The 12,081-nt window shown below is 67.5% G+C and carries 10 protein-coding genes; 5 read left to right on the forward strand and 5 right to left on the reverse strand.

Annotation, left to right across the window (positions count from 1 at the left end):
- Together ACZ48C_RS03350 and ACZ48C_RS03355 are read left to right on the forward strand one after the other, a co-directional pair.
- On the forward strand, window positions 1-918 hold the full coding sequence (locus tag ACZ48C_RS03350; RefSeq protein ID WP_464782177.1) for an FAD:protein FMN transferase: 918 nt from the start codon (window positions 1-3) through the stop codon (window positions 916-918).
- A gap of 312 nt (window positions 919-1,230) precedes the next feature.
- Window positions 1,231-2,739 carry a methyl-accepting chemotaxis protein gene (locus tag ACZ48C_RS03355; protein WP_464782178.1) on the forward strand — a complete coding sequence of 503 codons (1,509 nt, stop codon included), beginning with the start codon at window positions 1,231-1,233 and terminating at the stop codon, window positions 2,737-2,739.
- Between the two features lie 21 nt (window positions 2,740-2,760).
- Here the strand turns inward: ACZ48C_RS03355 and ACZ48C_RS03360 are convergent, their stop codons facing one another.
- Complete coding sequence (locus ACZ48C_RS03360; RefSeq protein ID WP_464782179.1) at window positions 2,761-3,576, reverse strand: porin family protein; 816 nt, start codon at window positions 3,574-3,576, stop codon at window positions 2,761-2,763.
- An 11-nt stretch (window positions 3,577-3,587) separates the two neighbouring features.
- Window positions 3,588-5,039, reverse strand: a complete 1,452-nt coding sequence (locus ACZ48C_RS03365; protein ID WP_464782180.1) for a metal-dependent hydrolase family protein — start codon at window positions 5,037-5,039, stop codon at window positions 3,588-3,590.
- 169 nt (window positions 5,040-5,208) lie between these two features.
- On the opposite strand from ACZ48C_RS03365, the gene ACZ48C_RS03370 reads away from it, so the two are divergent.
- Together ACZ48C_RS03370 and ACZ48C_RS03375 are read left to right on the forward strand one after the other, a co-directional pair.
- Complete coding sequence (locus tag ACZ48C_RS03370; protein WP_464782181.1) at window positions 5,209-5,475, forward strand: hypothetical protein; 267 nt, start codon at window positions 5,209-5,211, stop codon at window positions 5,473-5,475.
- A 2-nt stretch (window positions 5,476-5,477) separates the two neighbouring features.
- Window positions 5,478-6,170: a DUF899 domain-containing protein gene (locus ACZ48C_RS03375; RefSeq protein WP_454634745.1), complete on the forward strand. Its 693-nt coding sequence runs from the start codon at window positions 5,478-5,480 to the stop codon at window positions 6,168-6,170.
- 52 nt (window positions 6,171-6,222) lie between these two features.
- Here the strand turns inward: ACZ48C_RS03375 and ACZ48C_RS03380 are convergent, their stop codons facing one another.
- From ACZ48C_RS03380 to ACZ48C_RS03390, 3 genes are read right to left on the reverse strand one after another with little or no spacing between them, the layout of a single operon-like run.
- A complete protein-coding gene (locus ACZ48C_RS03380; protein ID WP_464782182.1) occupies window positions 6,223-7,089 on the reverse strand; it encodes a sulfurtransferase in 867 nt (288 codons plus the stop codon).
- A gap of 15 nt (window positions 7,090-7,104) precedes the next feature.
- Window positions 7,105-8,823: an NADPH-dependent assimilatory sulfite reductase hemoprotein subunit gene (locus ACZ48C_RS03385; RefSeq protein WP_464782183.1), complete on the reverse strand. Its 1,719-nt coding sequence runs from the start codon at window positions 8,821-8,823 to the stop codon at window positions 7,105-7,107.
- A gap of 10 nt (window positions 8,824-8,833) precedes the next feature.
- The gene (locus ACZ48C_RS03390) at window positions 8,834-10,630 is read right to left on the reverse strand and encodes an assimilatory sulfite reductase (NADPH) flavoprotein subunit (RefSeq protein ID WP_464782184.1); all 1,797 of its coding nucleotides are present in this window, start codon (window positions 10,628-10,630) and stop codon (window positions 8,834-8,836) included.
- Window positions 10,631-11,111: 481 nt separating this feature from the next.
- Here ACZ48C_RS03390 and ACZ48C_RS03395 point away from each other — a divergent pair, with 481 nt between their 5' ends.
- Window positions 11,112-12,059, forward strand: a complete 948-nt coding sequence (locus ACZ48C_RS03395; RefSeq protein ID WP_119258099.1) for a substrate-binding domain-containing protein — start codon at window positions 11,112-11,114, stop codon at window positions 12,057-12,059.
- The last annotated feature ends 22 nt before the right edge of the window (window positions 12,060-12,081 follow it).

The raw sequence follows: 12,081 nt of genomic DNA on the forward strand, positions 1-12,081 counted from the left end.
ATGCTGACGACCCGCCGCCGCCTCATTGCCATTTCCGCGGCCTTCGCCGCCCTGCCGGCCATCGCCCGCGCCGATGGAGGAACCGCGCGCCTGTGGACCGGGCAGGCGCTGGGCGCGCGCGCTTCGATCCGCCTCGACCACCCGGACGGCGAGGCCGTCGCCGCCCGCGTCATGGCCGAGATCGGCCGGCTGGAGGATATCCTCAGCCTCTACCGGCCGGAGAGCGCCCTGTCGCGGCTGAACCGCGAGGGCCGTCTCGCCGCCCCGCCCTTCGAGCTTCTGGAATGCCTGTCGCTGGCCGGCGCGGTGCACCATGCGAGCGGCGGGCGGTTCGATCCGACGGTGCAGCCGCTCTGGGCGCTCTGGGCGGAAGCGGCCGCGAAGGGCGCGCGGCCCGATGCGAAAAGCCTCGAAGGCGTGCTGCGGAAGACCGGCTGGGGGAGGGTGGAGCTCGACGCGGCGGCGATCACGCTGCGGCCCGGCACGGCGCTGACGCTGAACGGCATCGGCCAGGGCTATGTCGCCGACCGGGTGGCCGCGCTGCTGGAGACCGAGGGCCTCACCGACATCCTGATCGACACGGGTGAATTCCGCGCCCTCGGCGGGCAACCCCAGGGCGGGGAATGGCCGTTGCGGCTTGAAACGGGCGAGCGCGTGGCGCTACGCCAGCGAGCACTCGCGACCTCCGCCCCGCTCGGCACGACCTTCGACCAGGGCGGCCGGGACGGCCATATCCTCGATCCCGAAACGGGCATGCCCGCGCCGGCGCAATGGCGGTCGGTCTCGATCTCCGCCCCCTCGGCGGCGATTGCCGACGCCCTGGCGACGGCCGCCTGTCTGATGCCCGACAGGGAGGCCGTCCTTGCCATGATCAGCCGCTTCGACGGCGCGCGGCTGGAAGCCGGGGCGATGGTCTAGGCGCGCGCCCCGGAGCGGGACGGCGGCCCAGCGCAGCGCGTTGCATCCGCTTTACGTTACGTGAGATATACGTATCGGTGCGTCTGATATATTGGTTTTCAATGGTATTTATTGGTATCATCCGCATCTGTAAGTAATACTTAGCATATAAATCCGAACGGAACTTGCCGTTCGTCAATTCCTGTCGAAGTATCGTCTTCCGATTTACAGTGTTTGTTTACTGTCCCCTGCGAAAAATCGCTACAGACCTAAGGCCGGGATCCTGATTCGGGACTTGCGTCATTCGCCAACCCAACTGCAGAGGATTTGCCGATGTCGGCGCAGGATGCCAAGACCCAGCAACTGAACGAGCGCCTCCAGTTCGTCGAGTTCGACGCCGGCCAGCGCGCGGCGCTGAAGCGGGCGCTGCCCACCATTTCCGCCTCGCTCGACGGCGCGCTGGACATCTTCTACGGCAAGGCCCGCGCCACGCCAGAGACCGCCCGGTTCTTTTCCAACGAGGCGCATATCCAGAGCGCAAAGGGCCGGCAGATCAAGCATTGGGAAGTGATCGGCTCGGCGAAGTTCGACGCGCACTATGTCGATGCCGTCACCACGATCGGCAAGACCCATGCCCGCCTCGGCCTGGAGCCGCGCTGGTATATCGGCGGCTACGCGCTGATCCTGGAAGCCATCGTCGAGAGCGTCGTCCGCAAGCATCTCGAAGGTTTCCTCTACCGCAAGAAGGCCGACGCGCTGAGCGAGGAGATCACCGCAATCGTCAAGGCCGCGCTGGTCGACATGGACTATGCGATCTCGGTCTATCTCGACGCCCTCCAGGAGGAGCGCGAGAAATCCGAGGCCGCACGCCAAGCGCTGAACGCCGAGCAGGAAGAGGCGCTCGGCGCGATCGACACCTCGCTCAACCGCCTTGCCGGCGGCGACCTCACCGCCGCGATCGCCACGCCGCTCGCCCCGCAATTCGAGCGGCTGCGCTCCAATTTCAACGCGGCGATCGAGAAGCTGGACGACACGCTCGGCGCCATCGTGACGGCGGCGGACGATGCGGCCGGCAATTCCGGCGAGCTGGTCCATGCCACCGACGACATGGCCAAGCGCACCGAGCAGCAGGCGGCTTCGCTGGAAGAGACCGCCGCCGCCGTCGAGGAGATCACCACCATTTCCCGCGAGGCCGCGCAGCGCGCCGAGGAGGCCCGCCGCGTCGTCGGCAGCGCGACGGAGGAGGCCAGGCGCTCCGGCGCCATCGTCGAGCAGGCGGTTTCCGCCATGGGCGCCATCCAGGAATCCTCCGGCAAGATCACCCAGATCATCGGTGTCATCGACCAGATATCCTTCCAGACCAACCTGCTTGCCCTCAATGCCGGCGTCGAGGCGGCGCGGGCGGGCGAGGCCGGCAAGGGATTTGCGGTCGTCGCGCAGGAGGTGCGCGAACTCGCGCAGAAATCCGCCGAGGCCGCCAAGGAGATCAAGGCGCTGATCGACAAGTCCTTCGAGGACGTGCAGCTCGGCGTGTCGCTGGTGCACAAGACAGGAGAGGCGCTGCACCATATCGGCGAGCAGGTCGTCAATATCAACGGCCATATCGACGCCATCGCCAGCTCCGCCCGGGAGCAGTCGGCCGGCATCGCCGAGATCAACACGGCCGTCGGCAGCATGGACCAGATGACCCAGCAGAACGCCGCGATGGTCGAGCAGACCAACGCCGCCACGCACAATCTCATGCAGATCAGCACGACGCTGAAAGGGCTGGTGGACAGCTTCACGGTCTCGGCCGAGCGCAGCCAGCGGGCGGCAAGGGCGGCGCAACGGCGATACGGCTGAAAGACGCCGGCCGGGCGCTGCTCAGAAACGCAACGTCAGGCCCAGCACGGGGCCGCTGAGGCGCGTGTCGAAGACATGGCCGCCACGGTCGTAATCGACATCGAGCACCTTGTAGCCGGCGGAGACGGAAAGGTGGTCGGTGAAGGTATAGTTGATGGTGGCGAGCGCGGACCAGGTGATGTCGGATCCCGCGCCGAAGCCGCCGACATCCGCCTGCGCCTGCACGGAAAGCTTGTCCGTCAGGGGAAGGAAGGCGCGCAGGCCGACCACCGGATCGACCCAGCCGAAGCTTTCGCCATAGGTGCGCGACACGCCCAGCGCACTGACCGTCACGTCGTTCGAAATATGCCAGAAGCGCGCACCGGCAAGGGCATCCAGCGTGAAGTCGGGCGTATCGACGACGCGGTAGCCGCCCTGCAGCGTGGCCATGAACTGCTTGCTGTCGACGCTCCCGTTGATGATGGTGCCGGGTGGCACCGGTAGTGCGGGCAGCGCGCCGAAGGCATGGCTGTCCGTGGTGTCGACATACATCATGTCGCCTGACAGGACGAAGCGGTCGTAGCGCGCCCAGACATTCACGAAGCCGCCGAAGTTGAGGTCGTCCATGACGTCGGAGAAGGATTTCTCCACGCCGATGGTCGGCGCGCGCCGGAACGGCGAGATGTCGCCCTTGAGGCCCGCGGCCCACATATAGGGCGTGATCTGCAGGGCCCAGCCGGGGCCCGCATCCGTGACGGCGGCGGGCTCTTCGGACGGGCCGGCGAAGGCATCGGCGGCTGAGGCCGTCTGCGCGGTGCAGGCGGCGGCGAGGGTGAGCAGGGCGGCGTATCGGATCACGAGACTGTCCTTCAGGCCGAAAGCGTGTTCTTGTGAATGCGCCCATCCTTCATGATGAGCTTCATCGTGCGTTCCGGATCGGCGATCAGGGCGATATCCTCCAGCGGATTGCCGTCGACGACGAGAATGTCCGCATAGGCGCCGGCCTCGATGCGCCCGAGCCTGCCCGGATAGGGATTGCGTGCCCCCGAGAGGCCGGCAAGCTCCGCATTGCCGCTGGTCAGGAGACGCAGGACATCCGCGGGCTCGTACCATCGGGCGAACTTCGCGAGCTGCTTGCCCTGCGTCGCCGTGCCCCTGGGGCTGAACAGGATATCCGTGCCGAGCGCCATGCGGACCTTGTGCTTGCGCCCAAGCTCGACCGCCCGGCCGGTGCCCTCGGCGATGGCCTGCTGCTGCATGCGTTGTTCCGACGACGGATAGGTGTTGGAATCCTCGTCGGCCAGGAAGGGCTGGATGCTCCACCACGCGCCCGCATCCGCCATCCGCCGCACGGTTTCCTCGTCGGCAAGCTGGCCGTGCTCGATGGATTTCACGCCGCAGGCAAGGGCGCGCTGCACGCCGGCCGACGTATAGGTGTGGACGCAGACATAGGTGCCCCAGTCGGCGGCGGCGGAGACCGCGGCCTTCATCTCCGCCTCGGAATATTGCAGCGCGTCGATCGGGTCATAGGCCGAGGCGACACCGCCGCCACCCATGATCTTGATCTGGCTGGCGCCCAGCATGAGCTGCTCGCGCACCCGGCGCAGCACTTCCGCCTCGCCATCCGCGATGGCCGATATGCCGGCCCGTTCGGCGATGCTGAGGTCGCCCTGCGCGGTGCGGGGCAGGTCGGTGCGCATGCGGAAGTCGCCGTGCCCCGAGGTCTGCGAGATCATGGCGCCGGACGGATAGATGCGCGGCCCCGCGACATGCCCCTCGTCGATGGCGCGCTTCAGCGCGAAGGAAGGGCCGCCGACATCGCGCACCGTCGTGAAGCCGCGCAGCACGGTGCGCTCGGCTTCCTCGGCGGCGAGCAGGTGGACATAGGGGATATCGGCGGTCATCGCCGTGAGCTGGGAAATGCCGGCGAGGATCGAATGCCAGTGGGCGTCGATCATGCCGGGCATCAGCGTGCGCCCGCCGCAATCGATGGCATCGGTATCGGCGACCGTCTCCCCGGCCGCCACCAGCGCCTTGATGAGCCGGCCCTCGACCAGCACGTCCCGGCCCTCGGCAAGCGTGGCGTTCTCCCCGTCGAAGATCCGGACATTCGTGAGCCGCACGGCCCTTGCGGGCGCCTGCGCGAAGGCCGCGCCGCCAAGGGCGGGGGCGGCGAGGCTCGCCGCGATGCCTTTCAGGACCGAGCGGCGGGACAGCCCCGCATCGATGCGGGAGAACAGATCCCGGGCGAGCGGGCTGTGGCACGCGCAATCCCCGTCATGCGTGAGATGCCGGTATCTCTGGCCAAGACGAAACAACAAGGCGCCCCTCCCTCTGCTCGAAGAGTGTCTTATGCCCAGCGCATGAGACTTAATCAACCGTCGGCCGCGTCCATGGGAAAATCCCGACACACTTGTCACTCCCGGCAATCGTTCCTTCCGGCCTAGTCTCGGCTTTGCAACGACGGAAGCGCGGGAGAGGAAAATGGCGATGCCGGTGACAGTCGAAAGGCCGCTTCAAGGGCGGGCACATGGTCCGGCGGACTGGCTTTGCCTTGCCGCTTCGCCCGTCTTCGCCGCCATGGCGTGGACAAGCGCCGGCGACCCGATGGCCTTCTGCGCCTCGGGGCCGCTGCCGATGGACGGCATGGCCGCGATGTACCTGCTGATGGCTCTTTTTCATCTGCCGCCCTGGCTGAGGCTCGTTTCCCGCCGGACGCGGCGCTTCCCGCCCGACACATCAACCGAAGGAGAATGACAATGCAGCACCCCATCGTTTCGCGCGAGGACTGGCTTGCGGCCCGCAAGGCCCTCTTCGAAAAGGAGCGCGCCATGACCCACCAGCTCGACGCCCTGCGCGCCGAGCGCCGGCAACTGCCCTGGGTCAGGGTCGAGAAATCCTATGTCTTCGACGGTCCGGACGGCGCCGTCACGCTGGGCGACCTCTTCGGGGATCGCAGCCAGCTTGCCGTCTACCACTTCATGCTGACGCCCGGCTCGGACCACATCTGCCCGGGATGCTCCTTCACGGTGGACCACGCCGATGCGGCGCGCCGGCATTTCGAGCAGGCGGACCTCGCCTTCGCCGCGGTCTCCCGCGCGCCGGTCCGGCGGATCGAGGCGGTCAAGGAGCGGATGGGCTGGACCTTCCCCTGGGTCTCCTCGGACGACCGCGACTTCAACTACGATTTCGGCGTGTCGTTCAGGCCGGAGGACCGCGCCGCCGGCCGCGCACTCTACAATTACGGCCTGACGACGATCCGCAACGCGCCGGACATGTTCGGCCTCAGCGTCTTCGCCAAGGATGAGGAGGGCAACATCTACCACACCTACTCGACCTATCATCGCGGCACGGAGCTGCTGATGGGCGCGCTCAACTGGCTCGACCTCGTCCCCAAGGGCCGCAACGAGAACGGCACGATGAGCTGGGTGAAGCTGCACGACGAATATTGACGGCCGACAGCCGGGCGCGGGCGGCGGCGTTGCGCGCCGCCCGCGGAAAGCCCTACTTGCCGAGCCAGACCGTCCCGCTCCGGTTGACGACCGGCACGCCGACGGCATTGCCGTATTCGGTCCACGAGCCGTCATAGTTGCGGGCGTCGTAGCCGAGCAGGCGCTTGAGGGCGAACCAGGTGTGGCTCGACCGTTCGCCGATGCGGCAATAGGTGATGACCGGCTTCGTGCCGTCGATGCCCTTCTCGGCATAGATGCGGCGGATCTCGTCGAGCGGCTTGTAGGTGCCGTCCTCGTTGACGATGGTGGCCCATGGCACGTTTTCCGCGCCGGGAATGTGGCCCGCGCGGATCGACAGTTCCTTGACGCCTTCCGGCGCGAAGACCTTGCCGAGATATTCGTCGGGCGAGCGGATGTCGACCAGCTTGCCGTCGATGCGGCCCTCGGCGACGTCGAGCGTGTTGGCAAGGCGGGCGCGCAGGCTGTCGTCGCGCCCGGGCAGCTCCAGCGCCGTCGCCTCGTAAGCGGGCACCGCCGTCGTCAACGGCAGGCCGCGCGCCTCCCACAGCTTGCGGCCGCCGTCGAGGAGCTTTGCCCGCGTGCCGAAGCCGTAGACATCGAGGACCCAGACGCCCCAGGCGGCGAACCAGTTGTTGTGGTCGCCGTAGATAATGACGGTGGTGTCCTCGTCGACGCCTGCCCGGCGCAGCTGCGCCTGGAGCTTCTCGCGCGAAGCGATGTCGCGGTTGACGGTGTCGACGAGGTCCGTGTGCCAGTTGAGATCGACCGCGCCGGGAATGTGGCCCTTCTCGTAGACGCCGGTATCGACGCTGACCTCGAAGACCCGCACCTTGGGGTCGGTCAGATGGTCCTTCAGCCAGTCCACGGTCACAAGGGAATCGGTTGCTGCTGTCGTCATGATGCTTTCCTTTCGTCAGTCGTTGAAATGGCGGCCTTCCGTGACCTCGGCCACATAGCCGGCGCGAATGGCGAAATCGCCGAAATGCTCGCCCGGAAGCCGCTCGCGGGCGAAATGGCCTATCACCTCGCCGAGGAGATCGAGGATCGCCGGCTCCGCCGCGTTCTCCAGCACCATCTTGTTGAGGCGCTGGCCGGCAAAGCCGCCGCCGAGATAGAGGTTGTACTTGCCCGGCGCCCGGCCGGTCAGCGCGATCTCGGCGATATAGGGCCGCGCGCAGCCGTTCGGACAACCGGTCATGCGGATGGTGATCGGCTCGTCCGAAAGGCCGTGTTCGGCGAGGATGGCGTCGATCTTGTCGATCAGCACCGGCAGGTAGCGCTCGCTCTCGGCCATGGCGAGGCCGCAGGTCGGCAGCGCCACGCAGGCCATGGAATTGCGCCGGAGGCCGCTGCCGCCGCCAAGCGTATCGAGCCCGTGCGCCTTCAGCAGCGCCTCGATGGCCGGCCGGTCGGCCGGCTCCACCTCGGCGATGACGAGGTTCTGGTTGGGCGTGACGCGGAAGGTGCCGCGATGCCCCTCGGCGATGGCGCGCAGGCCGTCGAAGAGGGCGTTCCTCACACGGCCGTTCTCGATGCGCAGCGTATAGTGTTCGCGCCCATCCTCGCCGCGCTGCCAGCCGAGCGTGTCGCCGTTGGTGGCGAAGGTGTGGGATCGGGCGTCTCCCAGCGCAAAGCCCAGCCGGTCCTCGATCGCCGCCTTGATCCAGTCGAGCCCCTTGTCGTCCACCGTATATTTGAAGCGGGCGCGGCTGCGGTCGGCGCGGTCGCCATAGTCGCGCTGCACGCCCATGACGGCGTCGCAGGTCTCGATCACCCTGTCCTTCGGTATGAAGCCGATGACGCTGGCAAGCCGCGGATAGGTCTTCGGCGCCTGGTCCGTCCGCCCCATGCCGCCGCCGACCGCCACGTTGAAGCCGGTAAGCCGGCCGTCCTCGATAATGGCGATGAAGCCGAGATCCTGCGCATAGACGTCGATGTCGTTGACCGGCGGAATGACGAAGCCGATCTTGAATTTGCGCGGCATGTAGGTGCGGCCGTACATCGGCTCTTCCGGCGCCTCGCCGCGCGTCTGGCGCTCCTCGCCATACCAGATTTCCGGATAGGCGCCGGTCTTCGGCGTAGCGTGGTCGCTCGCTCCCTTGGCGAGCGCGTAGACTTCGGCATGCAGCGCCGAAAGCTGAGGGTTGATCGAAGCCATGACGCCGCGCGCATCGTCGCCGCAGGCCGCCTTGGTGTCGAGTGCGACGTCGCGCAGCCCCTGCATGACGGCCCTCAGGTTCTTCTTGTGGAGATAGTGGAGCTGGAAGGTCTGGCGCGTCGTGAGCCGCAGCGTGTCGCCGGCATAGGCCCGTGCGAGCGCATCGAGCTTCAGCCATTGCGAGGGCGACAGCACCCCGCCCGGCAGGCGCACGCGCGCCATGAAGCGATAGGCCGGCTCCAGCTTCTGCCGGCGGCGCTCGTCGCGGATGTCGCGGTCGTCCTGCTGGTAGAGGCCGTGGAATTTCATCAGCTTGATGTCGTCGCCGGGCACGGCGGCGGTCAGCGGGGCGGCAAGGCCTTCAGCGATGGTGCCGCGAAGCTGGTCGCTGCCCGCCTTCATCGTCTCGTCGGCGCTCAGCCTTTCGAGCGGCTGGGAGATGTCGCGGCTGCGGTCGGTTTCAAGAAGGGTCATCGTCGGGGCCTCAATAAACGTCGATCTGGTAGCGGCGGCTTTCGCGCAGCGCGGCGAGGTAGTCCTCGGCGGCGGCCTTGCCGCGCCCGCCTGCCTCGGCGACGATCGCCGTGAGCGCGCGGTGCACGTCGGGCGCAAGCTTCGCCCCGTCGCCGCAGACATAGAGATGCGCGCCCTCTTCCAGCCAGGCATAGAGCTCGCGGGCCTCCTCCAGCAGCCGGTGCTGGACATAGGTCTTTTGCGCGCCGTCGCGCGAGAAGGCGACGTTCATGCGCGTCAGCACGCCGTCCTTGAGGAAGCCCTGCCATTCGGTCTGGTAGAGGAAGTCGCTGTCGAAGTTGCGCTCGCCGAAGAACAGCCAGGTGCGGCCCTTGGCCCCTTGCGCCTCGCGCTCCTGCAGGAAGGCGCGATACGGGGCGACGCCCGTTCCGGCGCCGATCATGATGATCGGCGCGTCGCCTTCCGGCAGGCGGAAGCGCAGGTTCTCCTGCACATAGACGGGAAGGACCGTCTCCGGCGCGGCGCGGCGCGAGAACTGGCCGGAGGCGACGCCGAAGCGCTCCTCGCCGTTCAGCCCGTAGCGAACGGTGCTGACCGTCAGGTGCACCTCGTCGGGAACGGCCGTCGCGGAAGAGGCGATGGAATAGAGCCGCGGCTGGAGCGGGCGAAGGCCGGCAGCGAGCGCCGCCGCGTCGATGCCCTTCGCCGGATAGCGGCGCAGGATGTCGATGACGTGATTTTCCCGAAGGAACGCCGAGCGCGCATCGCCCGCCAGTTCCTTCAGTGCGGCAGCGCCCGTCACCTCCGCCCATTGGTCGAGGAAGCGCGGCGTGGCGGCGGTAATCTCCAACACGCCTTCGAGCGCCTCGCCGAGCGTCGTCGCCGCACCCTTGATCGTCAGGGCTTCGCTGCCGGAAAGGTCGAGCGCGGAAAGAAGCCCCTCGACGAGCGCCGGATCGTTGCGCGGCATGACGCCGAGCGCATCGCCCGGTGCGAAGGCAAGGCCCGAGCCTTCCAGCGACAGCTCGACATGCCGCGTCTCCTTGCTCGATCCGCGCCCGGTGAGCGCCAGGTTCTCGATGACGATGGCCGGGAAGGGATTCTGCCTGTCGTAAGCGGTTGCCGATGGCGTGGCCGATGTGGCGACGGCCGGCATCGCTGCGGCATTCCGGGCCGGGGCGAGGGCGGCGAGGGCCGCCTCGATCCAGGCGGCGGCCGGGTCGTCATAGTCGACGTCGCAGTCGACACGCTCGTGCAGGCGCTTGCCGCCGAGCGCGGCAAGGCGGTCGTCGATGCGCCGGCCCGCGCCGCAGAAGAATTCATAGGTGGAATCGCCGAGCGCCAACACCGCGTAGCGCAGCCCCTCCAGCCGGGGCGCCTTGCGGCCCTCGACGAATTCGAAGAAGCCGGCGGCGGAGGTCGGTGGCGCGCCCTCGCCATGGGTGGAGGCGACGATGAGGAGGTCCTGCTCCTCCTTCAGCCGGCGCGGCTTGTAGTCGGCCATGTCGGCAAGAACCGGGGTGAGGCCGGCGGCATGCGCCCGCTCGGCAAGGCGGGCGGCGAGGCGCTTGCCGTTGCCGGTTTCGCTGCCATAGAGGATGGTGAGCGTGCGGGCGGCGGCGGCCGGCGCGGGCTCGAGCCCGGCGGGCACGAGATGGGCCGCCTCGGGGCGGCCGGCATCGGCCAGCCCGGCGAAATAGCCGCTCAGCCAGAGCGCCTGCTGCGGCTTGAGCGCCGTGGCGACGGCGCGCACCGTCCTCCACTGTTCCTCGCTCAGCCCGGGTCCGTTGAATTCCACGACAGTCATGCGTCCGCTCGCCTCCCGAGGCCGGAAAACCGGCATTTCCAAAGGGTTCGGCGGCACTATTGGCGGGCGTCGGCAGGCATGACAAACGAATGATATTGCCGTCTCGGTGCAAGAAAATTGCAGTCAACGCGTCTTTAGACACGCGTTCCAAGCGGAAAGGGAAGGGCGTTCCGGGCGTTCTGCAGCGGCCCGTTTTCTTGGGACAATCTACCCTTTGCCGGCCGGCGATTTTTTCGGGATTCAGCCGGTTGGCGCCTTCCGCGCGCCTCTAGGAACGGGTCACGGCGCAAGCGTTTTGTGCACCTGCGCGCCGACGACCCGGTCTGTGCCCGCTGAGCGGGGGCTTTTTTACTGTTGTAAAAATGAAAATACATCTGTATCAATTTGCACGCGGGCTTTGGGTTTTGGGAGCGAGCCCACGCAAAGCCCTCGTTCCATCACTCAGGCGGGAGGGATCTCGCCTGCTCCAAGGGAGGTCATCATGAAGAAACTCGTCACGTTGCTGGCATGCGCCGCCGCGTTCGCGCTGCCGGTCGTCGCCTCGGCTGAGGATGCCGCCGGCACCACCAAGAAGGACAGCTACCGCTTCGTCGTCGTGCCGAAGGTCGTCCATCCCTGGTTCGACAAGGTCAACGACGGCGCGCAGGCCGCCGCCGCCGCGATCAAGGCGCAGACCGGTTCCAGCGTCGAGGTCATCTATTCGGCGCCGCAGTCCGCCGACGTCGTCCAGCAGAACCAGATCATCGACAGCGCGCTGGCGACCCAGCCCGACGGCCTGGCGCTCGACCTGCTCGACCCCTCGGGCAACCGCGCCTCGCTCGAGGAAGCGCAGAACCAGAAGATCCCGCTGGTGATCTTCGATTCCGTGCCGCCGGAAGGCATGGCGATCCCCTATATCGGCTCGGACTTCTGCGAGCAGGCCAAGATCGCCGCACGCCGCCTCGTCGAGGTTCTCGGCGGCGAGGGCGAGGTCGCCATCATGCAGGGCGTGCCGACCGCGCCGAACCATTCGATCCGCGCCGAGTGCCACCGCCAGGTCTTCGCCGAGCATCCGGGCATCAAGGTCGTCGCCGAAGGCATCGACAATGACAGCATCGAGACGGCGCAACAGCAGGCGGCCGCCATCATGCAGGCGAACCCCAACCTCAAGGGCTGGGTCGCGTCCGACGCCGCCGGCCCGATCGGCATCGGTCAGGCCATCGTCGAAGCCGGCAAGCAGGGCAAGGTCACGCTCGTCGGCCTCGACAACCTGCCGGAAATGCTCGACATGATCCGCGAGGGCGTCGCCGACAGCTCCTCGGCCTCGCAGCCGGAGCTTCAGGGCTACTGGTCGGTCATGCTGCTGTGGGCGCAGGCGACGGGCGCCAAGGTGCCGGGCTACCTCGACACCGGCAACGCCTTCCTCACCAAGGAAAACGTGGGCGGCTGATCCGGCGCGACCGGATTGCCGT

Source organism: Shinella sp. 1A1, from assembly GCF_055379515.1.